This window comes from Variovorax sp. H27-G14 (assembly GCF_046156345.1).
Classification (GTDB): Bacteria; Pseudomonadota; Gammaproteobacteria; order Burkholderiales; family Burkholderiaceae_C; genus Variovorax.
The window spans coordinates 1-26745 of the sequence record NZ_JAYLVN010000018.1; the positions used below are offsets into that span (position 1 = coordinate 1).

Here is a 26745-nt window from a genome sequence, read left to right on the forward strand (position 1 = left end):
ATTAAAGTGAACTTTCACTTCTATCTTCATGAGCGTTTTTAAGTCTTGCGACTTGTTCCGAAGAACTTACGCAATTACCTTCAAACGCCCACGCTTATCGGCTGTAAATTTTTAACGAACCCCGAAGCAAACTCATCGTCTGCTTCGGCTTGCTTGCTGTGATCAGCGAAGCCTTGTAGTCTATCACGGTTTTTTAAGTACCGTCAAACTTTTTTCGCTTTCTTCTTCTTCCGCAACCCGCTACTTTCGCAGCAAGCCGCTGAATCCGTTTCAGCGAAGCCTTCTATTATGCACTGCTTTTTCAAACCGCGTCAACTTCGAAGGAAGTTTTTTTATCCACTAACTCGCTGCCAAACCCCGGAGAGCCTGACCGCGATTCACACCTTGAAGTGTGTGTCAGTCGAGCCCGCAAGTATATGCCAGGATTTGCGCCTCGCAAGACAAGTTGAGCAATAACTTCTTCAAGTTGTCCCTCAACTCCAATGCGCACATTCCAGCGCATCAGGCCCCACACGGTGCCTCCTCCGATAATCCGCACCACATGGCACTCATCACACTCCTCGACGCCCAACTGGCGTTCGGTCACGTCCCCCTGCTAGATCACGCGGACTTTTCTCTCCTTGAATCGGAACGCATCGGCCTCATCGGCCGCAATGGCGCCGGCAAGTCTTCGATGCTCAAGATACTCGGGGGCCTGGAAAAAGCAGACGACGGCACCCTCCAGCTCCAGCAGAACCTGCGCGTGGCCTACGTGGCCCAGGAGCCGGTGCTCGACATGGATGCGGATGTCTTCACCGCCGCCAGTCAGGGCCTAGGTCCTGTCATCGCCGTTCGCGACCTCTATCTGTCGGGTGCGGACGGCCTGGACCTGGACGCCCTGCAGTCCCAGATAGAAGCGTACGACGCCTGGAACTGGGAACAGCGCGTCGAAGAGACGCTGCACCGCCTGCATCTGGACCGCAATGCCCGCGTCGGCGCCCTCTCCGGCGGCACCCGCAAGCGCGTGGCCCTGGCCCAGGCCCTGGTGGCCGCGCCTGACGTCCTTCTGCTGGACGAGCCCACCAACCACCTGGACCTGGACTCCATCGAGTGGCTCGAACAGCTGCTGATCGACTTCAAGGGCAGCATCGTCACCATCACCCACGACCGCAGCTTTTTGAACCGCGTGGCCACCCGCATCGTCGAGCTCGACCGCGGCAAGCTGCACTCCTACCCCGGCAACTTCGAGCAGTACCTTATTCAGAAGGAAGAGCAGCTCGCCCAGGAGGCCGTGATCAGCGCCAAGGCCGACAAGCTGCTGGCGCAAGAAGAAATCTGGATCCGCAAGGGCGTGGAAGCCCGCCGCACGCGCAGCCAGAGCCGCATCACCCGCCTGCAGGAGCTGCGCGCCAGCCGCACCTCGCGCCGCGAGGTGCAGGGCAGCGTCAACATGGACGTGGCGTCGGGCCAGTCCAGCGGCAAGATCGTGGCCGAGCTCACCGAGGCGACCAAGTCCTTCGGCGAGAAAACCGTGATCCGTGGTTTCAGCGGCACCCTGCTGCGCGGCGACAAGGTCGGCCTGCTCGGCCCCAACGGCGCGGGCAAGACCACGCTGCTGAAGCTGATTCTGGGCGAGCTCGAACCCGACAGCGGCAAGATCCGCCGCGGCACCAACCTGCAGGTGGCGTATTTCGACCAGATGCGCGACAAGCTCGACCTCGACGCCACGCTGGAAGACTTCATCAGCCCCGGCAGCGAGTGGATCGAAATCGGCAACCAGAAAAAGCACGTCAAGAGCTACCTGTCGGACTTTCTCTTCTCCCCCGCGCGCGCCAACTCCCCCGTGCGCTCGCTCAGCGGCGGCGAACGCAACCGGCTGCTGCTGGCCCGCCTGTTCGCCCGCCCGGCCAATGTGCTGGTGCTCGACGAGCCGACCAACGACCTGGACATCGACACCCTGGAGCTGCTCGAAAGCCTGCTGCAGGACTACGACGGCACCGTGTTCCTGGTCAGCCACGACCGGACATTCCTGGACAACGTGGTGACCAGCACCATCGCCTACGAGGGCGACGGCCGCTGGCGCGAGTACGAAGGCAGCGTGCAGGACTGGCTGATTCAGTCCAAGCGCGCCCGCGAGATCGCCGAGCAGCGCCAGGCCGCGGCCCCGGCGCCTTCGCCGGCTTCGGCACCGGCCCCTGCTGCGGCAAGCACCGCCCCCAAGGCGGCCGGCGCCCGCAAGAAGCTCTCTTATAAGGAGCAGCGCGAACTGGAGACTTTGCCCACCCAGATCGCCGCCCTGGAAGCGGAGCAGAAACGCATCACCGAGATGCTCGAGCTCAACGGCGGTGCCCTCTACGCCAGCGACGCCTCGCGCGCCACCGAGCTGGCCGAGCGCCACGCGAAGATCGACGACGAGTTGCTCGCCGCGCTGGAGCGCCAGGAAGAACTGGGCGTCACGCGCTGACCCCGAGCCTGGCGCCGGGGCCGAGGCCGACGACGCCAGAGCGCAACGCCAGCGCCGGTCGTCCGCCCGTCCGACGCGCGGCGCGCACCGACTAGGCTATACATGCGGCTTCGCCCTTCAAGCATCCCACGCCCCGGGAAAGCCGCATGTCTTCTTCCTTCCAGCCGTTTCTTCGCCGGTCCGCCGCGGTCTTTGCGCTCCTGATCCTCGGCGCCTGCGCGCAATTGCCGCAGAACGTCGAGCGCCCGGTGTCCACCGCCATCGCCGCGCCGGCCACCGGCACCGCGCTGGCCGATCTGGTGCAGCAGCGGCGCCAGGCCGACAAGGCGCGCTACGAATCCGGCTTCTTGCTGCTGGGCGGTCCGCAGGCCGCGTACGGCAGCCGGCTCGCGCTGATCGACGGCGCGCAGAAAACGCTGGACCTGCAGTACTACGCCATTCACGCCGACGCCAGCACCGGGCGCCTGATGCGCGGCCTGCGCACGGCCGCAGAGCGCGGCGTGCGGGTGCGCGTGCTGCTGGACGACTTTCACACCACCGGGCGCGACGCGCTGGTGCTCGGCCTGGCCTTCATTCCCAACATCGAGATGCGGCTGTTCAACCCGCTCGCCGGCTCGCGCGACTCCACCTTCAGCCGGCTGTTCAATTCGATCGACGACGCCTCGCGCATCCAGCAACGCATGCACAACAAGCTGTTTTTGGCGGACAACGTGCTCGCCGTGGCGGGCGGGCGCAACCTGGGCGACGCCTACTTCGGCAACGCAGCAACCGGCAACTTCGTCGATGTCGACGTGCTGGCGGCCGGGCCCATCGTGCAGGACCTGTCGCGCAGCTTCGACAGCTACTGGAACAACGAGCGCGCCTACCCGGTGCAGTCGCTGGTCACGCGCGAAGAGATGCAGGCGCTGCGCGACCGTTCGAAGAAGGCCGACCAGGAACTGGTCGCGCAGGCCAGCCGCGACACCGACGACAAACCAAGCGAAGACGCCCCTCCCACCGCCGAGCAGCGCGCCCGCGTCTGGGACGAGAAGGCGCTCGACCTGCGCACCGCCACCTTCGTGTGGGCGCCCGCCGTGATGCTGGCCGACAAGCCCGGCAAGATCGCCGCCGACTCCGGCCCCGACACCGACAAGGCGCCCGGCCTGGTGGTCAGCCAACCCGACGACAAGGCCAGCACCTCGCCGCGTGTGGCATCGCTCGAAGCCGCCTCCGACCTGGCCGCCAACGGCGACACCGTGGTCGAGGGCCTGCTGCAGATGATCGGCCAGGCGCGCAGCGACCTGCTCATCATTTCGCCCTACTTCGTGCCCGGCAAGGACATGCTGCAAGCCTTCTCGGCGGCCCGCGCGCGCGGCGTGCGCATTCGGGTGCTGACCAATTCGCTGGCCTCGAACGACGCCCCGGTGGCGCACGTGGGCTATGCGCGCCACCGCGAGGCGCTGCTGAAGATGGGCATCGAGCTGTACGAACTGCGCAGCGAGCAGACCAGCTTCGGCAGCGTGTTCGGCTCCACGGGCAGCAGCGGTGGCGGCAGCGGTGGCGGGTCGGCCGCCCGCGCCGGTGGCACGGGCAGCGGCAGCCTCACCGGCGCATCGCGCGCCATGCTGCACTCCAAGGTGCTGGTGATGGACGGCCGACTCCTGGTGGTCGGCTCCATGAACCTCGACCTGCGCTCACAGCTGCAGAACACAGAAATTGCGCTGCTGATCCGCAGCGCGGAGCTGTCGCGCGCGGCGTCGGCGCAGATAGAGCGCGGCATGGCCGAGCGCTCATGGCATGTGGAGCTGGTCGATGGCGCGCTGGTGTGGCGCGCCCCCAAAGACAGCCAGCTGCCCGACGCCACCACCGAGCCCGACACCAGCGCCACGCTGCGGCTGATGCTCAAGCTGTTCGGGCCGCTGGCGCCGGACGAGCTGCTCTGAAAAAGCTCAGTGCTTGTGCGCTGCGCCGGCCGCATCGGCGCCTTCGGGCGCGCCGACCGGCAGCATGACGTCCAGCGCGGTCTTCACGCCCTTGGCGTCCTCGAACTTCAGCGTCATCGGCACTGTGGCGCCCTTGGCCAGCGCGCCCTTCAGGTCCGTCATCATCACGTGATAGCCGCCGGGCTTGAGCTCGACGGTCTGGCCCGCGGGCAGCTCGAGCCCGCCGGGGAGTTCGCGCATCTTCATGACGTCGCCTTCCATCTTCATCTCGTGCACTTCGGCGTTGCCGGCCGCAGGGGTCGAGATGCTGACCAGCTTGGTGCCGGTGGGCGCGGTCAGCTTCATGAAGGCGCCAGTGCCGCTCTGGCCCGGCACCGACTGGCGCACCCAGGCGTCACGCACATCGACCGTGGCCACGCCCTGCGCCACCACGTTCAGTTTGGCGGCAGGGCTCTTCAGGCCGGCGGTCGAATTGCCTGAGGCGGGCACCTCGGCCCAGTCGGCGGCGCCGGTGTCGCAGGTTTGCAGCACCTTGAACCACAGCGTGCCCGGCGTCGCGGGCACCTTGCCGCGCAGCACGAACTCGGCGCGCTCGCTGCCGGGCAGCGCGTTGCCGGGCGTCTCGGCGGTCCAGCGCACCTCGCCGTCGCCGCTCTTGCTGACGTCGAGCTTCCAGCCCTTGCGCGCCTGCGCGTCGCTCAGCACGAAGCCTTTGGGCAGCCGCACCGCCAGCCCGGTGGTGGCCTTGGCGCCCTCGCAGGCGTGGCCGACGCGGAAGGCGGCGTTGTAGTCGCTGCCCACGGTGGCGCCGCCCGGCGGCAGCGTGACGTGCGCAAAGGTGGCGCTCACGCCAGTCAGCATTGCGCATGCGGCAATTGTCTTGAGCGCATTCATCGAGTTGTTCGTCATGTCGTTGTGTCCTTGCAGGTGGGGTGTGGGAGTCAAAGGTCGAACTTGAGTTCGGCCACGTAGGTGCGTTGCGGGTACGGGTGGAAGGCCCAGTACTTGTTGTTGTTCAGGTTGTCGATGCCGAAGGACGCGCTCCATTGCCGGTCGATCCGGTAGCGGATGCGCGCGTCGACCACGAAGAACTTCGAAAAGCCCATGTAGGTGGCGCCGTTGGGGTCGCTGTTGTCGAGCGTGCCGTACTGCTTGCCGCTGTAGCGCGCACCGACGGTGTAGCTCCACCTGGCGTCGGGCCTGTAGGTGGCCAGCAGCGTGGCGCGCACCTTGGGCACGCGCGGCTGGTCGTGGCCCACGCTGGCCGGGAAGCCGCTGTTGGCGGTGATCTTCGATCGGGTCAGCGTGAGGCTGCCGCTCAGGTCGAAGCCCTGCACGCCCACGTCGACCGCGTTCAGCGCCACCTCGAGCCCGCGCGTGCGGATGGCGTCGACGTTCTGCACCGTGTTCACCAGGTTGTTCAGGGCCTGGCTGTACAGCGCGTCCTTGGTGTTCTCGAAGAACAAGGTGGTGCGCAGCACGCCGTCGAGCCCCCAGCCCTTCAGGTCGCGCTCGGCGCTGAGCTCGGTGGTCCACGAGCGCTCGGGGCGCAGGTTGGGGTCGGTCGCAACGATCTGGTTGCCGTTGATCGAACCCTGGTACAGCTCGCTCACGGTCGGCATGCGCACCGCGCGCCCGGTCGAGGCCTTCAGCAGCCAGTCGGAGGTGGCCTGCCAGGCGATGGCGGCCTTGGGCGAGTCGTAGCTGTTCTTGCGCGGCGTGAAGCCGAGCAGCGTGCTGGCGTTGCCGAGCTGCCCGCCGTAGGCCTCCCAGCGCTCGTGGCGCAGGCCGAGCGTGGTCTTCCAGTCTTTCGCGAAACGCCAGGTGTCCTGCACATAGAGCGACTGCAGCCGGGTGTTGCCGTTGAAGGCCGAAAACGGCGAAACGGGCGATCCGCCAAGCCAGTCGAGCGTGTTGCCGACATTGGTGCGCAGGTGCGCGGTGTCCTGCTGAAAGCCGAAGTCGACCACGTGCGCGCCCACGCCCTCGGCCGAGCCGGTGGGCCGCCAGGTGCCGGCCGCCTTGAAGGTGTTCCAGCCGGAGCCGCCCATGTCGGTGGTGCGCCCCGGGCCGCCGTTGAAGGCACCGGGCAGCGGCGTGGTCGGCGTGCGCGAGGTGTCGCTCGCGTAGTCGAACAGGCTGGCCGCCACCTCCCAGTCGAACACGCCGCCGGTGTGGCTCTTCACCGAAAGGCCGTGCATGTAGTGGGTGAGCGCGGTCTCGGTGGGCGCGAGCGCGGCGCTGGGCGCATCGAGGTTGTAGGTGCGCCCGGCAATGTTCACCCGGCCGCCGTACACCGGCCGGCCGAAGGCATCGCGCAGGTAGGTGTCCACGCTGCCGTGCGTGGTGTTGTTCCAGGCGCCCAGCGTGTAGGTGGCGCGCACGGTGGGCGAAAAGTCGTAGGCCACCTTGAGCTTGGCCTGCTCCTGCGTGGTGTCGTAGATGGTGGAGCCGCCCACCAGCCACCACGGCTGGTTCGACGGGTTCAGCCCGAGCACCGCGCCGGTCACCGGCGTGCCGGCGTTGCCGAGCGTGCCCGCGCTCACCAGCCGGTTGCCGAACACCAGCGCCTGCCCCTTGCTGTGGGTGCGCGAGGCGCTGAGCCACCACGACCAGTCGCCGCTGCGGCTGCCCAGCGACAGGTCGAGCTGCTGGCCGGCCGGCGAGGAATGGCTGTTGTACAGGTCGAAGTTCGACACGAAACCACTGAGCTTGACGTGCGCCTCCAGCTGCGTGGGCATGCGCGTGACGTAGTCGACCACCGCGCCCACCGAGTTGCCGGGGTACACGGCCGAAAACGGCCCGTACAGCACATCGACCCGCTCGATTTCTTCGGGCGACACCATGCCCCAGCGCGGCGCGTAGGTGGCGCCGTTGCCCAGCGGGCTCGACAGCATGATGCCGTCGGCAAACACCATCGAGCGCGCGCTGTTGCCCGTTCCCGAGGCGCGCGTGGCCAGCACGGCGTGGTTGAAGTCGCCGATGTAGCGCTTGCGCACCACCAGGCTGGGCAGGTACTTGAGCGCGTCCTCGCTGTCGGTGGCGTTGACGGTTTCCACGATCTGCTCGTGCGTCACGCCTTCGATGGTGGTGGGAATCTGCGCGGGCAGCGAGGTCGGGCGACCGCCGCTCACGGTGACGGTGCCAAGCGCGCGGCTGGTGGCTTCAGGGGCGTCGGCGGTGCTTGCCGACTGCGCCAGCGCGGGCGCGCCGAAAGGAAAGGCCATGGCAATTGCCAAGGCACGGGAATGCTTTTTCACAGGGAACCTTCTCCACGAAACTTCGAGCCAGGAAAGCCGCACGCGCACGTCGGTCGTGCGTATGCAGCTATGGTTTTGAGAGCGTCAGGAGAAAGCGGGAGGCCCGCGCGCCGGCAGCGGCGCGGCGGTGGCCGCGGCCAGGCGCGCGGCGGGAATCGACTGGACCACGCGGCCCAGCGGCAAGGGAAGATCGAAAGCGGGCACCGCCATGGCCGGCGGCGGGGCGCCGGTCAGCACGCACAGCGGGCAGTCCATGTGGGAGGCGCCCAGCTCCTGCGCGCCGTCCTCGGTGTGGACCACCACCTTGATAGAGCCGACGCTGGAGCACACCAGCTCCATCGCCTGCGGATGCACCAGCGGCGAGGCCACCGCCACGCCCAGCGACAGCACGAACCACAGCAGCACCCAGCGGCCGATGAGGCCGACGAGGCGGTGGGTGTGGCGCAGCGCGTGCATGGCGGGCGCGATTATCTGCGCACTTTGGCCTTGGCGGCAGGGGCCGCGGCCTTGGATGTGGCCTTAGCTGGTGCCTTGGCGCTGGCTTTGCCGCCCTTTGCAGCGGGTGCCGCCTTGCCTTGCTTGCCCTTGGCCGCTGCCGCCGGCGCGCCCTTCTGCCCGCGCTGACCCTTCACTGCCTTGCCGCCGCGCGCGGCGGCCCGGGGCGACGGCGACGGCGCACCCAGCGCCGCCATGGGCGCCACTGTCTGCGCCTGCGCGTCGACCAGCACCGGCGTCACGCTGAAGCCGCGCGCGGCCATCAGCGTGGGCAGCCCTTGCGCGCCGATCATGTGCAGCGCCCCCACCGCCGCGAACACGCCCTTGCCGCCGGCGTGCAGGCGCTCGATGCCATCGGCCAGGTTCGGGTTGCGGTCGTCCAGCAGGCGCTTCATGAGCCGCTGCTCGGCCGGGGTGTTCAGGCAATCGCACCAGTCGGCGTAGCGGCCGAGCTTGGTGGCGTCGCTGCGCGCCCACACATCGGCCAGCTCCTTCAACTGGCCGCGCAGCTTGCCCGACTCCAGCTCGTCGAGCGCGGCGTCGATCTGCTCGCCCTCCTCGGCTTCGGACTCGCCGGTGAGCACCTTCAGCTGGGCCTCCGCGCTTTCGAGCGCAACGATCGGCTTGTTGCTGTTGCGGGCGGACACCGCCAGGGTTTCGTCCACCCCGAACTCGGGGTACAGCCCGTCGCCGCGCGCCACCAGGCCGGCCAGCGCCGTGACCTGCAGGATGGGCGGCAGCGTCGACAACGCGCCGGGCGGCACGCAGGCCTCGCTGTTCTGGCGCGCCAGCCGCCGGGCGCGCTCGCCGCTGAGCACGCGGGCCACCGCCTCGGGGTCGGCCGGGCGGGCCATGGCGCGCACGGTGGCCTCGTCGCGCGAGTCGATCTCCAGCGCCAGGGTGTCGCTCTGGGCCAGCGCCTTCTGGATGGTCGGGCCGGGCCGCACCCAGTCGCCCCGGCCCACGTGGATGGTGCCGTAGAGCCACGAGGTACGCCCGTCGCGCTCGATGCGCCAGAGCATGCCGCGGTCGACGCCGTTGCGCGGCGCGGTGCCGGGCTTTTCCAGGCTCGCGATGGCCGAAGGCGGGCAGGCGGCATGGGCCGCGGTGAATGTAAAGACGCAGCACGCGCCCGCCAGAAGCTGGCGCGGCATGCGTTGCACGAGGCGCAGGGGCGCCGAAAAATCGATGTCGCGCATCTTCGCGACGAGGACTCGGAGTATCCGCAAGGCTTGCTCCACGATGAAAGAAAGTCCGGCATTCTCACAGCACCGCTGCCCATAATCCGAAACCATGCAGAGCATCTTTCACCTTGCCTTTCACGTTCGTGACCTCGACGGTGCCCGCCGTTTCTACGGCGATGTCCTCGGTTGCGCCGAAGGCCGCAGCACCGACACCTGGGTCGATTTCGACTTTTTCGGCCACCAGATTTCTCTTCATTTGGGCGAACCCTTCGCCACCACCCGCACCGGCCGCGTGGGCGACGCAATGGTGCCCATGCCGCACTTCGGCCTGGCGCTCGCCCTGCCCGACTGGCAGGCGCTGGCCGCGCGCCTGGAGGCCGCCGGCACCGAGTTCGTGCTGAAGCCGCATGTGCGCTTCGAAGGCCAGCCCGGCGAGCAATGGACGATGTTCTTCTGCGACCCGTTCGGCAATCCGATCGAGGTGAAGGGTTTCCGTTCCCTCGACACGCTTTACGACAAGTGACGAACCCGCGCCACGCCACCCCCCGCAGACCCGCTGCTGCCTCGGGGACGGCGCGGCGCCTGTTGCGCACCGGCCTGGCGGTGCTGGTGCTGGTGCCGCTGCTGTGTGCCGCCGCGCACGCCCAGCAGGACTGCGAACTCAACGGCCGCGACGTGAACCCCGCCAACGGCGCCACCACGGCGGGCAAGACCGGCCTGCTGCGCTGCAAGGACCGCGCAAGCGGCGAGACGCTGCGCGAGGAGCAGGTGCAGAACGGCGTGTCGATGGGCCTGGTGCGCAGCTACGACAAAGGCCGGCTGTCCAAGGAGTACAGCGTCAACGCCAAGGGCAACATTCAGGGCCGTGCACGCGAGTTCTCGCCCACGGGCCGGGTGTTGCGCGAAGCGGTCTATGACGACGGCCAGGAACGCGGCCTGGTGCGCAGCTTCTACCCCGACGGCAAGCTGCGCCGCGCCATCTTCTACCCCGACACGGGCAGCGGCAGCGAGCGGGCGTCGGTCGAATTCACCGAGCGCGGGCAGCTGTCGGCATTGCGCTGCGCCGACGCACCCACGCTGGCGCCGGTGGCCGACGACGCCAAGCTGTGCGGCTTCACGGGCGTCGGCCCGTCGCAGGTCGACCTGTTCGACGCCGGCGGAAATTTGCGCTCGCGGCTGTCTTATGTGTCGGGCAAGCGCATGCGCTCGCAAAGCTTCTACGACAACGGCAAGACCGCCGTGCTCGACGAAACCGTGGGCAACCAGCGCACCGAGCAGAACTATTCGTCAGAAGGCGTGAAGCGCCGCGAAACCGTGTACCTGCTGGCCGAGCGCGCCAGCGTGCGCGTGCGCGAGCAGGCCTTCTCGGAAAAAGGCACGCTGGTGCGCGACCAGCGCTGGAACAGCACGGGCGAGCCCATTGGGGACGACAGCTATTTTCTGAACGGCCAGCCGAGCAGCAAGTCGGTCTACAGCGGCAACGGCGACGCCCGCACGGTGGAGGTCACCGAGTTCTACGACAGCGGCGAGCGCGCCGCACAGGGCCGCTACCAGGTGCTGAGCCGCGGCCGGCAAATTCCGCTGGGCACGCACCAGCGCTTCAGCGAGAAGGGCGCGCTGCTGGCCGAGTCGACCTTCGACGCCAAGGGCCGCGTCACGCGCGAGCGCGCGTGGGACGACAACGGCGAGTTGCAGCGCGACGACGAAGTCTTCGAAGACGGCTCGCGCAAGGCGTTTTCCCGGTAGAGAAAACGCCTCCTTGCCCGGGGTCAGTCCAGCTTGATGCCGGCCTGCTTGATGATCGGGCCCCAGCGCATAGATTCCGCGCGCGACAGCGCCGCGAACTGCGCCGGCGTGCCGGGCATCGCTTCCATGCCGAAGTCTTCGAAGCGCTTCTGCACGGTGGGCGTGCCAAAGGCCTTGTTGAGGTCGCCGTTGAGCTTGCTCACCACCGCGGGCGACAGGCCGGCCGGGCCCAGGATGCCCTGGAACGCGAACACCTCGGTGTTGGGCACGCCCACTTCGGCCAGCGTGGGCACGTTGGGCAGCAGCTTGCTGCGCGCGCCCGAGCCGATGGCCAGCACGCGCACCTTGTTGGCCTGCATGATCGACAGGCCCGAGGCCAGGTCCAGGAACATGCAGGGCACTTGCCCGCCCATCACGTCGGCCATGGCCGGCGCCGCGCCGCGGTACGGAATGTGGGTGATGAAAGTGCCGGTGCGCACCTTGAACATTTCCATGGCCAGGTGGTGCGGCGAGCCGTTGCCGGGCGACGCGTAGTTCACCTTGCCGGGGTTGGCCTTCACGTAGGCCAAAAACTCCTTGAAGGTCTTGGCCGGAAAGTCGGGGTGCACCACCAGCGCCAAGGGGAACTTGCCGATCGCGCCGATGTAGGTGAAGTCTTTCTCGGGGCTGAACGGCAGCTTGCTGAACAGGTGCTCGTTGAAGGCCAGCACGGCGTTGTCGGCCGACAGAATGGTGTAGCCGTCGGGCTTGGCCTTGGCGACGATGTCGGCGCCAATGTTGGTGGAGGCGCCCGGGCGGTTGTCCACCACGATCTGCTGGCCCAGCGTCTGGCGCATCGATTCGGCCAGCACGCGCGCAATCACGTCGGTGCCGCCACCTGCGGGGTATGGCACCACCCACTTGATGAGCTGCGCGGGATAGTCCTGCGCATGGGCGAAGGGCGAGGCGGCCACGGCGGCGCCGGAGGCGAGCGTGGCGAGAAGGGTGCGGCGATCCATGGATCAGTCTCCAGTTGCTTGTTGATTGAGAAGCTTGTTTTACACAGCGGACAGTGATGGTACGGGCAGCGCGTGCAGTGCGTCGGCCAGCGCGGCGCGGCAGCGCGCCTCGTCGCCGACCTGCTCGAACAGCAGCAGCGCCAGCCGCGCGAGGAACAGCGATTCGCGCTCGGTGCCCGCCTCGGTGATGGCGCGCGCGCACTCGGCGTAGAGGCGGTCGCGGGCGTCGGGGTGCAGGGGCGTGGGGGTCGTCATGCGGGTGTCTCCAGGGCGGCGGCCGCGCGGGCCAGTGCCGGTTGCAAGGCGCCCGCCGGCAAACGGTGCCAGCGCGCGGCCACGTGGCCGTCGGGGCGCAGCAGATACACCGCGCCGTTTTGGGCACCGAGCGCTTCGAACACGGCGGGCGATGCATGCGCGTTGGCGCCTTCGGTATCAGGGCTCGCGATGCTGCGCACCACGAACGGCAGCGCGCCCTGCTGCGCCAGCGCGATGTCGGCGGCCGGCAGCGTGGCCGGGTCGGTCTGCAGCACCAGCAGCGTGAAGGCGGGCGCGATCCAGTCGGTGAGGTGGCCTTGCGCCAGCGCCTGCTCGGGCATCACCTCGCCGGGCAGCGGGCCCGCCGGCAGCATGTCGCCCTCGCTCGACAGCGGCGAATCGGCATAGCGCACGGCCTGCGTCTGGCGCGGGTTGATGAGCTGCGCAATGCCGCGGTGCTTTTCCGACAGCGACAGCGCCGCCTCGCGCAGCAGATCGAAGCCGCGCGACGGCGGCGACATGAACTCGGTGCTGCGCATCGCGTTCTCGGCGTTCACATGGAAGGCCGCAATGCGCTCCTGCGAGTACGCATCGAGCAGTGCCGCGCCGGACACGCCGCGCGCCACCAGCGCCAGCTTCCAGCCCAGGTTGTCCGCGTCGTCGAAGCCCGAGTTGAGCCCGCGCACGCCGAAGATCGGCATCGCATGCGCCGCGTTGCCCGCGAAAACGATGCGCCCGTGCCGGTAGTCTTGCAGCGTCATCGCGCCCGCGCGGTACACCGAGGTCCACACCGTCTTCCACGGCAGGTGGCCTTCGCCGATGGCGTCCAGGTGGCGCTGCACGAACTCGGCCACGGCCGGCGGCTGCAGCGCCTCTTCGGTGCTCTGGCCGGGGCGCAGCTGGTAGTCGATGCGCCAGATGTCGTCGGGCTGGCGGTGCATGAGCACGGTCGAACCGGGGTTCCACGGTGGGTCGAACCAGGCGCGGCGCTCGGTCGGGTGGCCGCTGTGCAGCTCGATGTCGATGATCACGTAGCGGCCTTCGTAGCCCGTGCCTTCCAGCGCGAGCCCCAGCGCCTTGCGCACGAAGCTCTGGCCGCCGTCGCAGGCCGCGAGCCACTGGCCATGCAGCCGGTAGGCGCCGTGGGCGTTGCGCACGTCGAGCGTCACGCCGTCGTCGTCCTGCGTGAGCGCCGTGAGCTCGGTGCCCCAGCGGATGTCGATCAGGCCCGGCGTGGCCTCGTTGCGGCGGAAGATTTCTTCCAGCAGGTAGTGCTCGGCGTAGTACTGCTCGAGGTTGATCATGGGCGGCAGCTTTTGCTGCGCGTCGGTCGGCATCTCGAAGCGGAACACCTCGGCCGTCTTGTAGTAGCTGCGGCCCACGCTCCAGGGCAGGCCCTTGGCCATGAAGTTCTTCAGCACGCCCAGGCGTTCCATGATCTCCAGGCTGCGCCGCGAGATGCAGGCCGCACGGCTGCCGGCGCACACCGTGTCGTCAGCCTCCAGGATGACGCAGCGCACGCCGTGGTTGGCAAGCCCCAGCGCCAGCGCCATGCCGACCGGCCCGCCGCCCGCGATCACCACCGGGTGGCGGCCGGGCTCCGTGCCCACGTCCATACCTCCGCCCTGCTCCAGCGGCGGCGTCCAGGGCTTGTAGCGCGCGTAGTGAAAGGCGCCCACGGAGGGCGGCAACTCGGTGGCACTGGCTGGCGGCGGCACGGGGCCGCTGGCGGCATCGCCGGGGGCGGCGGCGGAAGGGTTCGTCATCGACGGGATTGTCCCGATGCGCGGGCCGCCGCAATGTCATAACTTCGTACGAGGTACTTACCCTTGGCTTCTTTCCTTTTCCTCTTTTGTTGACTCGCATGAGACGCTGGCGCATCCATCCCACCGACACCGCGCTGGCCGCCGCCGTGGTCGGCGACGTGCTGTCGGGCGTGGGCACCGCGCACCTGGCGACCAGCTACCTGAAGGCGATGCAGCGCCTGATGCCGGTCACGTTCTGCACCGTGTTCGCGGTGAGCGCGGCGGGGCGCATCGAGGCGGTGTCGGCCGCGAGCAGCTACGGCAGCACAGCCGAGCGCACGTCGGAGCGCTACGTGGCGCAGCGCTTCGACCTGCTCGACCCCAACATGGCCTGGCTCGCGGCGCGCAAGCTGCCGAGCCGCTCACAGCTGTGGCTGGGCCACCAGCGCGCCGAAGAAGTGGCCGACCTCGCCTACCGCGCGGCCTGCTATGGGGACGTGGGCATCCGCGAACGCGCGTCGGTCTTGTTGCTGCTGCCGACAGGGCAGCGCGTGGCGGTGAGCTTTTACCGGAGCCTGGCGCAACCCGAGTTCGGCACGGAGGATTTCGCGTGCATCGAGGCGCATGCCACGCTGCTGGCCGATGCCACCGCCGCGCACGGGCGCAGCGCGGTGGCGGTGCGTGAAGCCGTCGAGCCGGCGCTGGCTTCGCGGCTGATGACGCTGAGCCTGCGCGAGCGCGAGGTCATCGGTCACCTGATGGCGGGCAAGACCGCCAAACAGGCGGCGCGCGAGCTTGGTGTCGAGCTGACCACCGTGCGCACGCACCAGTACCGAGCCTTTCGCAGGCTCGGCATCCGTTCACAGAAAGAGCTGCTGCTGCGCGCGCCGGCCGACGCTTAGTTCGCGCGCTGGCGCTCAGTGCAATCGCTGACGCTCAGTGCGCCTGCTTACTTGGCGGCGTCCAGGCGCTTTTGCATGCGCGCCGAGCGCTCCGCCGACGGCGGGTGCGAACTCATGATCGAGCTGCCGGTCGCGCCGCCGCTGAGCTTGGCCAGCTTGTCGAAGGCGCTGACCAGCCCCTTGCGTTCGAGCTTGCGCTCGGTGAGCAGGTCGAACGAATAGTTGTCGGCCGCGCTTTCGTTCGCTTGCGAGAACTGCGCCTTGACGAACTTCTCGCCCAGGTCGCCGGCCTGCGACTGCGACAGCTGGGCCGCGACCCCGCCTGCGGCGCCGGCCAGTCCGCGCACGGCCGAGGCGGCGTAGGCGGTCTGCATGCGCGACTTGGAATGGCCCAGCGCCACATGGCCGATCTCGTGGCCGATCACGCCGCGCAGCTCGTCGTCGTTCATCAGGTCCATCAGGCCGCTGTAGACGCGAATGCAACCGTTGGCCATGGCCCAGGCATTCACGTCCTTGGTCATGTAGACCTTGTAGTTGGCCGTCTTGCCGTTCACGGAGGTGGGCATCTGCTTGACGACCTGGGTCAGGCGCGTGGCGTAGCTGCTGCCGGCCGGCGCAATCTGGTTCTTCTGGTCCATGGCGGCGCACGACTGGTCGGACATGGTGCTGACCTCGGCGTCGCTGAGCGACATGGCCTTGAAGGCCGAGCCGCCCGCTTGCGTGAGAGCGCCGGTGTCGGCGTTCTTCATGGTTTCGCAGCCCACAAGGGCGAAGGCCGCCACGGCGGCGGCAATAGGCAAATAGCGCATAGGAAACTCCCGTTTTTTCTTGGTATGAATGGCGGCCGCGGAGCGCAGCCGCCGGACGCGCCGCCCGACGCGCCATAGACGCGTCAGGGCAGCGGCCGGATCATAGCGATGACAAAACGGGGCGCCCGCAACGCCCCTCAATCCCTGGAGGCTTCCTCGGACTGAGGCTTCCCCAACGCCCCCGCCGCCTCCTTCGCCCGCCCGCTCGTCGACACGATCTCCTGATCGATCGCCCCGAACAGCGAGCGCCCGTCGACCCCCTTCATCTCGATGCGAATCGTGTCCCCGAACTTCATGAACTCGGTGACGGGCTGGCCGGTCTGGATGGTCTCGATGCAGCGCTTCTCGGCAATGCACGAGTAGCCCTTGGGCCAGTCCATCTGGCCGTTTTTCTCCACGCCCTTGTTGCTCACGGTGCCGCTGCCCACGATGCTGCCGGCGCGCACGTTGCGCGTCTTGGCGATGTGGGCGATGAGCTGGCCGAAGTGAAAGGTCATTTCCGGGCCCGCGTCGCACATGCCGACCTTGCGGCCGTTCCAGCTGCTGTGCAGCGCCAGGTGCACACGGCCCTGCTGCCAGGCCTCACCCAGTTCGTCGAGCGTCACCGCCACGGGGCTGAAGGCGGTGGCGGGCTTGCTCTGGAAGAAGCCGAAGCCCTTGGCCAGCTCGGCCGGAATCAGGTTGCGCAGGCTCACGTCGTTGGCCAGCATCACCAGGCGGATGCCCTCCAGCGCCTGCTCGGGCGAGGCGCCCATGCGCACGTCGCCGGTGACCACCGCGATCTCGGCCTCGAAGTCGATGCCCATCGCTTCGCTGGGCACCACGACGTCGTCGGTCGGGCCGAGAAAGTCGTCGCTGCCGCCCTGGTACATCAGCGGGTCTTGGTAGAAGCTCTCGGGCACCTCGGCGTTGCGGGCCTTGCGCACCAGCTCCACGTGGTTCAGGTAGGCCGAGCCGTCGGCCCACTGGTAGGCGCGCGGCAGCGGGGCCATGCACATCGCGGGGTCGAAGGGGAAGGCGTGGCGCGTGCGGCCGTTGTTGAGGGCGTCATACAGGTCCTGCAGCTGCGGGCTCATGAAGCCCCAGTCGTCCAGCACCTGCTGCAGCCGGCTGGCGATGCCGGTGGCGTAGTGGGCGAGCGTGAGGTCGCGCGAGACAACGACGAGCTGGCCGTCGCGCGAGCCGTCCTTCAGGGTGGCGAGTTTCATGATGCGGTGCGTGCGGGGTGGCGTGGCGGGGTGTGGTGCGGGAAGACACGGCGTGGACAAGAGGCCGCGCGCCGCTCCCACTTAAACTGGTCGAACGGGCGGCAGTGTACCGAGGTGGTCTTGGTGAACCTCCGCACCGGCGCCCCACTCCACACACCGATGCCGACGCCCGTCGCCCCTCCTTTGCTGCACGCCGGCCTGCCGGGGCGCCCCTCGTGGCGGGCGCTGATCGGCTTGACCTTGCTGGTGGTGCTGGTCCACCTGCTGGTGCTGGGGCTGGCACCGACGGCCATGGGGCCGGAGCCCTCGCCGCTGGCGAGCAAGTTCATCACGCGCACCATCGTGATCGCGCCGCCGGCGTCCGAAAAGGCCCCGGCGCCTGCCGCGGCCGCACCGGCGGAGGCCAGACCGGCCGCGCCGCCCAAGCCCCGGCGCCCGCGCGCGCCGACACCGCCCCGGCCCAAGCCGACACCAGCGCCCACCCCGGCCGCCGTCGCGCCGGAGCCGGAGGCGTCCACCACGCCGCCCCCGGACGCGCCCGAAACAGTGGCGCAGGCCACACCCGACACAGCCGCGCCGCAGCCCGAAGCCGCGGCCAGCGCACCGGCGGGCGCATCCGCATCGTCTGCCACCGGCGGCACCGGCAGCGGGGCCGCGGCGGGTGGCGGCGAAGCCTCGGGCACCATCGTGGGCACCGAGGCCCTGCAGATTCCCGGCTCCGTGACGCTCGATTTCGAGGCCACCGGCCAGATTGGCGCCTCACCTCAGCGAGGCGTGTTCGGCGAACTGGTGTGGCTGCAGGACGGCACCCGCTACGACGGGCGGCTCACGCTCAAGGCGGTGTTCTTCACTCTGCTCAACTGGCACAGCACCGGGCGCATCGGCCCCTCCGGCCTGGAGCCCGAGCGCTACTCAGAGAGCCGCAAGTCCGAAGTGGCGTCGCATTTTGTGCGCGACCAGGCGCAGGTGGTGTTCAGCAACAACGCCCCGCCCGTGCCGCTGCTGCCCGGTGCGCAGGACCGCATGAGCGTGATGATGCAGCTCGGCGGCTTGCTGGCGGCCAGCCCGCAGCGCTACCCGGCCGGCACCCGGATCTCGGTGCAGACCGTGGGCACGCGCGATGCCGATGTGTGGGTCTTCGTGGTCGGCGACGAGGAAAAAGTGAGCCTGCCGGCCGGCGAGTACGTCGCGCGCAAGCTCACCCGCACGCCACGCAAGGAATTCGACAGAAAACTCGAACTCTGGCTCGCGCCGGCCTACGGCTACCTGCCGGTGCGCATCAAGCAGACCGAACCCAACGGGGACTTCGCTGACGCTCAATTGCGCAAAGCGCTGCCCAGCGGGCCCGCCAATTGAGCAGAAAGTCACACCAACCGCGCAAAAGGCAAAAAGTAATTCGTTTGTTTTACAAAAAGCCAACCAGACTTGAAACTGGCGCGTTGATTGCTATCTAAGCTCAATGAACGCCATCGACATCCTCACAGGGCCCGCCATGAACATGCTTTATGACTCGGAGTCTTTCGTCGTCGTGCACGTGCAGCCCCATGAAGGCGACGAGCAGGCGACGCCCAACGTGCCTGTGCTGGAACGCCACGGCTTCGAGATCGTGGACAAGCGATCGGGCAAGGAGGTCTACCTCGACGGTTCGTGGGCCGAACTGTTCCAGCAGCAAATCGCCGCCTGGCAGCTCAACACCCCCACCCAGGAAGAAGTGGAAGACACGCTCGAAGGCTATGCCGAGTTGGCCCACACGCCGGTGCTGGTGCACTGAGCTTTCAGCCTTCCGCCTGCAACGAGCGCCCCGAGGGGCGCTTTTTTCATGCAGCGGCTGTGGCAATCCGCCTCACAAAGCGGGACCACACGCACAGTGAAAAGCGCCAATGGACGGCACGCCGCAGGCACGCGGGGCGCATACGATGACGCGATGCTGCTCCCACCCTGGCCCCTGCGGGCCTCCCGCTTCCTGTTTCCCGTGCTCGCCGCCACCGCGTTCGCGGGCTGCGCCGCCTGGTCGCCCGGGGCCGATGCACCCGATGCCCCCATCGCCAAACGCATGGCGGCGCTGCAGCCGGTCGACGCCGTGCTGCTCGGCGAACAGCACGATGCGCCGGAGCACCATGCGATCGAGCGCGAAGCCGTCGAGGCGCTGGTCGCGCGCGGCCAGCTCGCGGCGCTGGCGCTCGAAATGGCCGAGGAAGGCCGCGGCACCGCCCACGTCGCGCCCACCGCCACCGAAGCGCAGGTGCGCACCGCCCTCGACTGGAACGACAAGGCCTGGCCCTGGAGCGACTACGGCCCCGCCGTGATGGCCGCCGTGCGCGCCGGCGTGCCGGTGGTCGGCGCCAATCTGCCGCGCGCCCGCATGAAGGACGCCATGGCCGATGTGTCGCTCGACGCGCAACTCAACGGCGCGGCCTACACCGCGCAGCAGGAGGCCGTGCGCGAAGGCCACTGCGGGATGCTGCCCGAGTCGCAGATCCTGCCGATGACCCGCATTCAGGTGGGCCGCGACCGCGCGATGGCGCAGGCCATCGTCAAGGCGCGCCGGCCCGGCCAGACGGTGCTGCTGATTGCCGGCGCAGGCCACGTGGTGCGCACGCTGGGCGTGCCGCAGCACCTGCCCGACGACATCAAGGTCGCCACCGTGCGCCTCATGGCCGCACCCGTCACGGCCGCAGCAGTGGCCGGCGACTACGACAAGACCTGGCACACGCCACCGCTGCCCGAGAAAGACTACTGCGCCGAGTTCAAGCGCCAGTCCCAGCCCAGGCCGCCGCCGCCCAAGGCCTGACGCCATGAAAAAAGCCGCGGGCCCGAAGACCCGCGGCTGCGGCGACAAAACCGCGACCGGTCAGCGCGCCGCGATCGACGACACCACCGAGTTGCCCGTGGCCGACGCCGTGATCTGGTTGCCCGTGGCGCGCAGCGCGCTGTTGGCCACCGAACCCGTCACGCCCACGCCGAAGTTCACGTTGGTCACCGTCGCCGTCACCGCGCCGGTGTTGACTTGGTAGCTGCCGATGGCCGCGCTCGGCGGCGCGCCGTTCAGCGCGGTCTGCGTGATGAGGTTGGTCGCGCTGTTGCCTGTTGCCTGTGCCGCCAGCGTGTTGCCCGTGACGCCGACCGAACTGCCCGAGATGCCCACCGCCGTCGTCGAGTTGAGCGCCACCTGGTAGCTGGTGCCGGTGCTCGACGCCGCCACGGCGCCCGAGTTGTTCTGGCTGTTCAAGATGGCCACGCTGGCGCCCACGTTGAGCGCCAGCGGCAGCGCCGCCACGCTCGTCGAGCCTGCCGCCGTGGCCGCGCCGTAGCCGCTGCCCGCGGCGGAATTCAGCGTGTTGGTCGCCGAATTGCCGCGCGCCAGGGCGACGGTGGTGTTGCCGTCCAGCGAGATGCTGCCGGCGTTCAGTGGCGTCGCGGCCGCCAGCGTCACGGTCGCCACGGTGCTGGCCGTCGCCGTCGCCGCAGCGCTGCTGGTCTGCGAGTTGGCAATGCCCACGTTCGCGCCCTGCACCGCGCTGCCCGCCACCGAGGCCGTGTTGACCGCTCGGTTGGCCGAGGCCTCTGCGATGGTCGTGTTGCCGCTGATGCCGAGCGAGCCGTTCAGCAGGGCGGTGGCGCCCGGGGTGTTGTCGTCGTTGCGCAGCGTGGTCGATGCCGTGCCGCTCACCGAGGTCGAAGCGCTCTGGCGGTTCGCCAGCACCAGGTCGCCCAAGACCGTCACCGTGCCCGGCATGCCGGTCTCGGCCAGCGCCACAGCACCGCTCGCGCCCGCCGCGCCGGTGCTGGTAGCGGTCACTGTCAGCGTGTTGGACACGTCGTTGATCACGCCAAGTGCCGTATTGCTGTTGCCCGAGAGCCGCACGCTCGATGCCGTGGAGCCGACCGGTGCGAACAGCGTCGAGGTCGACGATGCCGCCACCGCCGCGTCGCCGGTCTGCACCGACTGCAGCGCCGCCCGCGCCGACACGTTGGTGCCAGCCAGGCTCACGCTGTTGAGCGCCGTGTTGCCCACGGCCCGCGCGCCCTGCACGTTGTCCGACACGCTCAGCGTCGTCGCACCGATGACCGCGCCCGGCGTGGTGTCGACGCCGATGGTGCCCGTCACCGTCGAAGACACCGCGCCAGTGCCCACCTGCACGTTCAGGAGCGCATGGTCGGCCACCGCCGCGGCCACTGCGAGCGGCAAGCTCGCCGCCCCCGCTGCCGGAATGGTCGCGTTGCCGCTGACTGTGTTGCCCTTCACCTCCAGCTTGTTGATCGCCGAGTTGCCGGTGGCCGCGCCGCTCACGACGTTGTCGTCGAGCGTGGCCTGGCTTGCAATGAACGCAAGGGGCCCGCTCAGCGCCAGGCGCACCGTGCCGGTGGCAGTGGCCGTCACCGCCGCGCTGCTGTCCTGGTTGTTCAGTACGCCGGTCCGGCTCGTCTGCTGCGCGCCGCTTGTCAGCGTGCTGGTGTTCGATGCGCGGTTCGCGGTCGCTTCCGAATAGGTCTTGTTGCCCGACGCGTCGAAGCTGCTCAGCACCAGCCCCAGAGTGGGCTGCGTGCGGTCGTCGTTCAACACCGTGGTGATCGCGCTGCTGGAGGCCAGCCCCGCGGCGGACTGGCGGTTCACCAGCAACTGGTCGGCCGCCGCCGTCGTGATGCCGGGCAACACGCCCTGCAACAGGGCCGCCGGTCCGGCGAAGCCCGTGACGTTGTCACCCGCAACGCTCACCGTGTTCGATGCATCGTTGACGAGGGTCTGCGCCGTGTTGGTGTTGCCCGAAATCGCGGTCGATCCGCCGACGGCGGCAGCCGGTGCGAACGCCTGCAAGTTCGATTGCGAACGCACCGGTGCAAAGCTGGCCTGCGTCGACTGCAGCGCCGAGCGGGCCGACACGCTCGTACCCGCCAGCGCCAGGCTGTTGGTGGCCGTGTTGCCGACGGCCTTTGCGCTTTGCACGTTGCCAGACACGCTCAGCTGCGAGCCGAGGATCACGGCGACCGGCTGCGTGTCGATGCCGAAGTTGCTGTCCGCCCTGGCGGAAATGGCGTTCACGCCGTTCACCAGCTGCGCGTTCGACAGCGCATGGTCCGCCGTGACGCTGGCGGCCGTGGGGCCGGTGGTCGTCTGCGCCACCGGCAGCCCGCTGCCCGAGGCAATGGCCGTGCCCTTCACGGCGATGCTGTTGACCGCTTCGTTGCCCGTGGCCGCGCTCTGGATGCCGTTGCCGTCGACCGAGATGTTCGCTCCCGTTATGAGGAATGCGCTCAACCCCACCTGCGCGCCGCCCTGCCCGCCCAAGCCGACGCGCGAGGTCACTTCTGCCGCCGTGATCTGCGCGTTCTGCACCGCGCTGGTGGTCGCGATGTTCGAAGCGTCGATGCCCACGCCGTTGACCGCGCTGTTGCTCGTGGCCGAGGCGTTGCCGTCGTTGCCGTTGGCCTGCACCGTCGAGTTGCTCAGCGTCAGGCCGCCGATCTGCGTGCGCACTTCAGGCCCGCCGCGCTCGGCCAGCACCGTGCCCTGCCCGGCCTGTGCGTTCTGCACGCTGAACGAGGCGTTGGTAGACAACACGCCCGCCGACAGGTCGGCACCTGCCAGGGCGATGCCGGCGGTGTTGATGTTGGTGCCCTTCACGCTCACTGTGTTGCCCGTCGCGCGGCTGCCGTAGGCCAGGGTCTCGGCAGAGTTGTCGTTGGCCGTGACGCTCGAATTGCTCAGCGCGCCGCCGACGGTGGTGCGCACTCCCGTGCCCCCAGCCGCGATGGCCTCGATACGCGTGTTCCCGCCGCCCACGGCCTGCGTGTTGGTCACGTTGGCCACCGAGGCGAAGCCGCCGCTGTTCAGGTTGTTGACATCCAGCTTCACGCCGTTCGCGGCGTCGTTGCCGTAGGCCGCGCCTACATAGGCATTGTGGTCGTTGCCGAGCGTGCCGCCCGCAACGCTGCCGCTCACCGCCAGGCGGAAGCTGTCGGCACCGGTGGTGGTGGCGCTCACGCTTGCCAGTACCGACTGGTCGTTGAGCACGCCGTAGGCCGCATTGACCACCGGCTGCGTGACCAGCGCGTTGTCGAACGGCCGGGGGCTGGCGTTGTCGATCGTCACCTTGGAGGCGACGACCGCGCTCGGCGTCGCGGTAACGCCGTTGGCCGTCACGGCCAGCGCGTTCGATACCGAGTTGCCGTACGCAACCGACCGCTGAATGTTGTCGGCAACCTCCACGGTGCTGCCGCTGGCAAGTTTGCCTGTGACGATGACCTGTGCCTGCGCATTCGACAGGGCCGCGCCCACGGAGGAGTTGGCGTCGCCCATCTGCACGCTCGCGATGCCCGCGCCCGTGCCCACCGAGCTGCCGGACAGGGACAGCGAGTTGCTCGCGCCGCTACCCACCGCCACCGACTCCTGCCGGTTCGATGACAGCGACAGATTGCTCTTGGACCCGGCCCCCGCGCCGGTGTTGGCCGAGAGCAGGATCTGCGAGCCCGCGGCCACCCCCGGGGCGCCGTTGTATGCAAAAACTGTGCTGTCGTAGTTGCCCTGCAGGTTGGTGAGGGTGACGGCGCCGGTCGCCGACACCCGGCCGTCGGAGCTCGCGCCGCCGGTCAGGGCCACGGCACCGCTGCCGGTGGCCACCGAACTCGCCTGGATCGCCAGGTTCTGGCTCGCCTGGTTGCCCTGCGCGGTCGCCGCGCTGCGGTTGCCCGAGACGGCAACGGTGCCGGCCGCGCCGCCGGCGGCACCGTTGCCGACCTGCACGCTGATCACCGAGGGATCCACCTGCGCCTGCAACAGGATCTGGTTGTTGGCCTGCTGGTTCGATTCGGCGGCGGTGCCCGCGAACGAGGCTGCCGTCCCGCCGGTGGCGATGCCGCTGGACGCGGTGTTGCCGGTCACGGCCGCCGTGACGCTGTTGTTCTGCAGATTGACGGTGCCGCCGGTGAGCGACTGCGCGACCGCGGTCACTTGCGCGCCTTTGGTGGTCGCGGTCACCGCACTGGTGCCCCCACCGCCCAGGTTGGCCTGGCTGTTGACGATGGCCAGGTCGCTGTTCACGTTGGTGACGACCCCCACGCCCGCATGCGTGCTGTTGTTGGCTGGCACGGCGCCGGTACCGGCCACCGAGGTATCGCTCACGATGATGCTGTTGCCCGACAGGCCGGCCGCGGCGCCCGTGGCTTCATTGCCGGTGGCCGCGCTGGAGATGCTGTTGCCCTTGACGGTGAGCGTGCCTTGCAGCGCATTGGTCACGCCCAACCCGGTGCCCTGTACTGTGGCCGCGATGACCGAGTTCTGGTTGAGCGCCGCATGTGCCGCCGCGACGATGCCGTTGCCGTTCGCCTGCAGGTTCGACACCACCGCGGAGCCCGCGAAGCTGGGCGTGCCGCCCGACTGGATCTCCGCCGTGTTGTTGGCGCTGTTGCCCTTGAATACGGCCGAGGCCGAGTTGCGCTCGAGCGACCCCAATGCGGCATTGGTGACGGTGCTGTTGGCGTTCGATGTGAGTTGCAGCAAGAAGCTGTTGTCCTGCACGGTCGCCGACGAGCTGGCGCCCGCGGCCGCCTGCAAAGAGGTCACGACCACGTTGCCTGTGGCGTCGAACAGCTGCGGCCCGCCGACCGGGTAGATCAGCGCGGCGGTGCCGGTGAACACCGGGCCCACCGCGGCCGTTCCGGTGACCAGCGTGGTGCCGCTGTTGAGCGTGGTGTTCGCCGAGATGGTGTTGTCCGCATTCACCAGGCTGCCGGTCTGGAAGGTGTTCGACTGCTGCTGGGTGACGCTGTTCTGGACCTTGCTGGTGACGGTGCCTGTGTTCACCGAGACGCTCAGCGCCGCATCGCTGTTGAGCGGCAGCACCGGGCCGGTTGCGCCGACCTTGTTCGATGCGATGTTGCCCGTCGCGCTGGCGCCGATCAGGTTGCCGTTGGTGATCTGGGTCGCGGGGGCGGGGTTGCCCGCGGTGCCGCTGGAAGTGGTGCCCACCGTGGCGTTCGAGATTTGCGCATTCACCGCGCCCGAGTTGTTCTGCGGCACGGCTGCCGTCTGGCCGCCGATGGCCGTGCCGTTGAAGGCCGGCGTGACGATGGTCTCGGCGGCGTGCGCCCCGCTGCTGGCGATCAGAGCCATCGCAACGGCTGAACCGACACGGCTGCGGCTGAACATGGGCGCGCGTGCGGCCCGGCTTTGGATCTTGCGTGCTTTCATTGCGTGACTCCTGGAAGGAAGGAAACGGACGGGGAAGAACTCGGAAAAAACTCGGAGGAACGCCCGCGGGCGTTCAGTCGCCCTTGATGGCGGTGTCGGCGGCCGGCGAGGCGGACGAGGCGGACGGCGCAGACGGCTCAGGTGAAGCCGGTGTGGCACCGCCGACCACCGGGCTGCCCACGCGCAGCTTGGCAATCTCCTGCAGCCCGGGCCCGTCGCGATGGATCGAGGTGTCGGCCGCGTCGGGCCGCCAGGTGACGCTGATGGCGCCCGGCGGCACGCCGCGGTTGGCCAGCGCGGAGGTGACGGCCGCAATGCGCTGGTCGGTCAGTTCGTCGCGCTTGCGTGCGTCCCAGTTCTCGGTGTCGCGCGCCACCAGCACGATGTCGGTGGCGCCCTTCTTGGCGGAGCCGGCGATCTGGTCGATCAGCGCCAGCGTGCTGCCGCCGAGCGTGGTCGCGCCGAAGTCGAACGGCACCTGCGTGGCGGTGCCGGTGAGGCGCGCCCCCGCTGCACCGCCAGCACCACCGGCATTGACCGCCACACCGCCTTGCGCCACCGGCATCGCCGGCGCTGCGCCGCCCACGGTGGCGTCCACCGGGTTGTCGACCTTGCGCAGCTGCTCGGCGGGCACCAGCGCAATGGGCTCGCCGCTGCCCGGGCGCATGGCCATGCAGGGCCGCTGGTCGACCTGCGTGACGGCGGCCATGAGCCGCACCACGCCCTCTTCCAGCGCGGCGCGCACGCCCATCTGCACCGGCTCCTGGCCCTTGGCGCCGATGTCCACGTCGTACAGCTTGCTGCCGAAGAAGCGGAACACGTTCAGCCCCACTTCGTAGCCGTTGAACTGCTTGGTGAGGCTCACCGTGCGCACCACCATCAGCGTCTTGGTGTCGACGATGCGCAGGTCCACGCTCACCGACTGGCTGAAGGTGCGCGCCTTCACGCCCACCTGGTTCACCGCGAACTCCGCGCCGCCGGAGTTGATGTTGTAGTTGAGCTCGGTGATGCCGCCCACGATGAAGTAGTCGGACTTGTTGATGGTGCCGCCGAAGTACGGCAACCACGGCACGCTCTGCCCACCGTTCGGCCCGCCGAGCTGGTGCGCGCGGCCGTCGCCGAGCTGGCGGCGGTCGGCATACGCGAGCTCGCGCTCGGCGATCACCGGGTCGAAGCGCTCGGCGATGCTCACCGCGCCGCCCAGCTTGCCCAGGGCCGAATACACCATGAGCGCCCCGCCCTGCGTGATGGCGTTGCCCTCGTTGATGCTGTACTTGCCCGTGTAGTCCTTCACGTCGCCCACGCCGATGACGACGGGCGGGCGGCGCGTGGCCGCGATGTGGTCGGCGTAGCAGGCGAGCACCGCCTCCATGGGCGTCACGTTGTCGCGCACCGCCGGGCCGAGCACCACCGGTGCTTCACCGGGCGCGAAGCGTTGCTGCGGCGCGGCGACGCAACCGGCCAGCACCGCGGTGGCTGCCGCGGCCATGGCGAGCCGCGCAAGAGACCTGGAGCGATCGCGCGCAAGTTCGCAAGGAAGTTCGCGCGCAAGTTCGCGCTGGAAGGGACGTGGGTTGTGCATGGTGCGTG

19 protein-coding genes are annotated in these 26745 nt (G+C 68.9%); 8 read left to right on the forward strand and 11 right to left on the reverse strand.

Features of this window, described 5'->3' with window-relative positions:
- The first annotated feature begins 541 nt into the window (after positions 1–541).
- Both VLK31_RS28675 and VLK31_RS28680 read left to right on the forward strand, forming a co-directional pair.
- Positions 542–2443 (forward strand): ATP-binding cassette domain-containing protein, encoded by a 1902-nt coding sequence (locus VLK31_RS28675; protein ID WP_409171880.1) that lies wholly within the window; start codon positions 542–544, stop codon positions 2441–2443.
- Positions 2444–2589: 146 nt separating this feature from the next.
- The gene (locus tag VLK31_RS28680; RefSeq protein WP_409171881.1) at positions 2590–4365 is read left to right on the forward strand and encodes a phospholipase D family protein; all 1776 of its coding nucleotides are present in this window, start codon (positions 2590–2592) and stop codon (positions 4363–4365) included.
- A gap of 6 nt (positions 4366–4371) precedes the next feature.
- Here the strand turns inward: VLK31_RS28680 and VLK31_RS28685 are convergent, their stop codons facing one another.
- The 4 genes from VLK31_RS28685 to VLK31_RS28700 form a co-directional block, all read right to left on the reverse strand.
- Positions 4372–5274, reverse strand: coding sequence for a copper chaperone PCu(A)C (locus tag VLK31_RS28685; RefSeq protein WP_409171882.1), 903 nt, complete (start codon positions 5272–5274; stop codon positions 4372–4374).
- A gap of 32 nt (positions 5275–5306) precedes the next feature.
- The gene (locus VLK31_RS28690) at positions 5307–7592 is read right to left on the reverse strand and encodes a TonB-dependent receptor (protein WP_409171883.1); all 2286 of its coding nucleotides are present in this window, start codon (positions 7590–7592) and stop codon (positions 5307–5309) included.
- 117 nt (positions 7593–7709) lie between these two features.
- Positions 7710–8081, reverse strand: coding sequence for a DUF2946 family protein (locus tag VLK31_RS28695; protein WP_409171884.1), 372 nt, complete (start codon positions 8079–8081; stop codon positions 7710–7712).
- Positions 8082–8092: 11 nt separating this feature from the next.
- Positions 8093–9319, reverse strand: coding sequence for a TraB/GumN family protein (locus tag VLK31_RS28700; RefSeq protein WP_409171885.1), 1227 nt, complete (start codon positions 9317–9319; stop codon positions 8093–8095).
- Positions 9320–9413: 94 nt separating this feature from the next.
- Here VLK31_RS28700 and VLK31_RS28705 point away from each other — a divergent pair, with 94 nt between their 5' ends.
- Positions 9414–9827 carry a VOC family protein gene (locus VLK31_RS28705; protein ID WP_409171886.1) on the forward strand — a complete coding sequence of 138 codons (414 nt, stop codon included), beginning with the start codon at positions 9414–9416 and terminating at the stop codon, positions 9825–9827.
- Between the two features lie 62 nt (positions 9828–9889).
- The gene (locus VLK31_RS28710; RefSeq protein WP_409171887.1) at positions 9890–11050 is read left to right on the forward strand and encodes a hypothetical protein; all 1161 of its coding nucleotides are present in this window, start codon (positions 9890–9892) and stop codon (positions 11048–11050) included.
- 23 nt (positions 11051–11073) lie between these two features.
- On the opposite strand, the gene VLK31_RS28715 is transcribed toward VLK31_RS28710, so the two are convergent.
- Genes VLK31_RS28715 through VLK31_RS28725 form a run of 3 tightly spaced genes read right to left on the reverse strand, consistent with a single transcriptional unit; the run spans position 11074 to position 14069 of the window.
- Positions 11074–12048 carry a Bug family tripartite tricarboxylate transporter substrate binding protein gene (locus tag VLK31_RS28715; RefSeq protein ID WP_409171888.1) on the reverse strand — a complete coding sequence of 325 codons (975 nt, stop codon included), beginning with the start codon at positions 12046–12048 and terminating at the stop codon, positions 11074–11076.
- 39 nt (positions 12049–12087) lie between these two features.
- Positions 12088–12303 (reverse strand): hypothetical protein, encoded by a 216-nt coding sequence (locus tag VLK31_RS28720; RefSeq protein WP_409171889.1) that lies wholly within the window; start codon positions 12301–12303, stop codon positions 12088–12090.
- Positions 12300–14069, reverse strand: a complete 1770-nt coding sequence (locus VLK31_RS28725) for an FAD-dependent monooxygenase (RefSeq protein ID WP_409171890.1) — start codon at positions 14067–14069, stop codon at positions 12300–12302. Before VLK31_RS28725 ends, VLK31_RS28720 begins: the two co-directional genes overlap by 4 nt.
- Before the next feature lie 98 nt (positions 14070–14167).
- On the opposite strand from VLK31_RS28725, the gene VLK31_RS28730 reads away from it, so the two are divergent.
- The gene (locus tag VLK31_RS28730) at positions 14168–14950 is read left to right on the forward strand and encodes a response regulator transcription factor (RefSeq protein WP_409171891.1); all 783 of its coding nucleotides are present in this window, start codon (positions 14168–14170) and stop codon (positions 14948–14950) included.
- A gap of 47 nt (positions 14951–14997) precedes the next feature.
- Here the strand turns inward: VLK31_RS28730 and VLK31_RS28735 are convergent, their stop codons facing one another.
- Both VLK31_RS28735 and VLK31_RS28740 read right to left on the reverse strand, forming a co-directional pair.
- A complete protein-coding gene (locus VLK31_RS28735) occupies positions 14998–15759 on the reverse strand; it encodes a M48 family metalloprotease (protein ID WP_409171892.1) in 762 nt (253 codons plus the stop codon).
- A gap of 137 nt (positions 15760–15896) precedes the next feature.
- Positions 15897–16967 (reverse strand): fumarylacetoacetate hydrolase family protein, encoded by a 1071-nt coding sequence (locus VLK31_RS28740; RefSeq protein ID WP_409171893.1) that lies wholly within the window; start codon positions 16965–16967, stop codon positions 15897–15899.
- A gap of 159 nt (positions 16968–17126) precedes the next feature.
- On the opposite strand from VLK31_RS28740, the gene VLK31_RS28745 reads away from it, so the two are divergent.
- The 3 genes from VLK31_RS28745 (at position 17127) to VLK31_RS28755 (ending at position 19758) form a co-directional block, all read left to right on the forward strand.
- Positions 17127–18323: a DUF3108 domain-containing protein gene (locus VLK31_RS28745; protein ID WP_409171894.1), complete on the forward strand. Its 1197-nt coding sequence runs from the start codon at positions 17127–17129 to the stop codon at positions 18321–18323.
- Between the two features lie 136 nt (positions 18324–18459).
- The gene (locus VLK31_RS28750; RefSeq protein ID WP_409172000.1) at positions 18460–18738 is read left to right on the forward strand and encodes a DUF3567 domain-containing protein; all 279 of its coding nucleotides are present in this window, start codon (positions 18460–18462) and stop codon (positions 18736–18738) included.
- 153 nt (positions 18739–18891) lie between these two features.
- Complete coding sequence (locus VLK31_RS28755; RefSeq protein WP_409171895.1) at positions 18892–19758, forward strand: ChaN family lipoprotein; 867 nt, start codon at positions 18892–18894, stop codon at positions 19756–19758.
- A 60-nt stretch (positions 19759–19818) separates the two neighbouring features.
- Here VLK31_RS28755 and VLK31_RS28760 read toward each other — a convergent pair whose 3' ends face one another.
- A complete protein-coding gene (locus VLK31_RS28760) occupies positions 19819–25155 on the reverse strand; it encodes a beta strand repeat-containing protein (RefSeq protein WP_409171896.1) in 5337 nt (1778 codons plus the stop codon).
- Positions 25156–25228: 73 nt separating this feature from the next.
- A complete protein-coding gene (locus VLK31_RS28765) occupies positions 25229–26737 on the reverse strand; it encodes a CsgG/HfaB family protein (protein WP_409171897.1) in 1509 nt (502 codons plus the stop codon).
- Positions 26738–26745: the final 8 nt, after the last annotated feature.

Coding starts and splice junctions, on each gene's coding strand:
- VLK31_RS28700 (WP_409171885.1), bottom strand. CDS start 9,319: ATGCGCGACATCGATTTTTCGGCGCCCCTGCGCCTCGTGCAACGCATG.
- VLK31_RS28765 (WP_409171897.1), bottom strand. CDS start 26,737: ATGCACAACCCACGTCCCTTCCAGCGCGAACTTGCGCGCGAACTTCCT.
- VLK31_RS28720 (WP_409171889.1), bottom strand. CDS start 12,303: ATGACGACCCCCACGCCCCTGCACCCCGACGCCCGCGACCGCCTCTAC.
- VLK31_RS28725 (WP_409171890.1), bottom strand. CDS start 14,069: ATGACGAACCCTTCCGCCGCCGCCCCCGGCGATGCCGCCAGCGGCCCC.
- VLK31_RS28740 (WP_409171893.1), bottom strand. CDS start 16,967: ATGAAACTCGCCACCCTGAAGGACGGCTCGCGCGACGGCCAGCTCGTC.
- VLK31_RS28680 (WP_409171881.1), top strand. CDS start 2,590: ATGTCTTCTTCCTTCCAGCCGTTTCTTCGCCGGTCCGCCGCGGTCTTT.
- VLK31_RS28745 (WP_409171894.1), top strand. CDS start 17,127: ATGCCGACGCCCGTCGCCCCTCCTTTGCTGCACGCCGGCCTGCCGGGG.
- VLK31_RS28755 (WP_409171895.1), top strand. CDS start 18,892: ATGCTGCTCCCACCCTGGCCCCTGCGGGCCTCCCGCTTCCTGTTTCCC.
- VLK31_RS28760 (WP_409171896.1), bottom strand. CDS start 25,155: ATGAAAGCACGCAAGATCCAAAGCCGGGCCGCACGCGCGCCCATGTTC.
- VLK31_RS28750 (WP_409172000.1), top strand. CDS start 18,460: ATGAACATGCTTTATGACTCGGAGTCTTTCGTCGTCGTGCACGTGCAG.
- VLK31_RS28685 (WP_409171882.1), bottom strand. CDS start 5,274: ATGACGAACAACTCGATGAATGCGCTCAAGACAATTGCCGCATGCGCA.
- VLK31_RS28715 (WP_409171888.1), bottom strand. CDS start 12,048: ATGGATCGCCGCACCCTTCTCGCCACGCTCGCCTCCGGCGCCGCCGTG.
- VLK31_RS28675 (WP_409171880.1), top strand. CDS start 542: ATGGCACTCATCACACTCCTCGACGCCCAACTGGCGTTCGGTCACGTC.
- VLK31_RS28690 (WP_409171883.1), bottom strand. CDS start 7,592: ATGGCCTTTCCTTTCGGCGCGCCCGCGCTGGCGCAGTCGGCAAGCACC.
- VLK31_RS28695 (WP_409171884.1), bottom strand. CDS start 8,081: ATGCACGCGCTGCGCCACACCCACCGCCTCGTCGGCCTCATCGGCCGC.
- VLK31_RS28735 (WP_409171892.1), bottom strand. CDS start 15,759: ATGCGCTATTTGCCTATTGCCGCCGCCGTGGCGGCCTTCGCCCTTGTG.
- VLK31_RS28730 (WP_409171891.1), top strand. CDS start 14,168: ATGAGACGCTGGCGCATCCATCCCACCGACACCGCGCTGGCCGCCGCC.
- VLK31_RS28705 (WP_409171886.1), top strand. CDS start 9,414: ATGCAGAGCATCTTTCACCTTGCCTTTCACGTTCGTGACCTCGACGGT.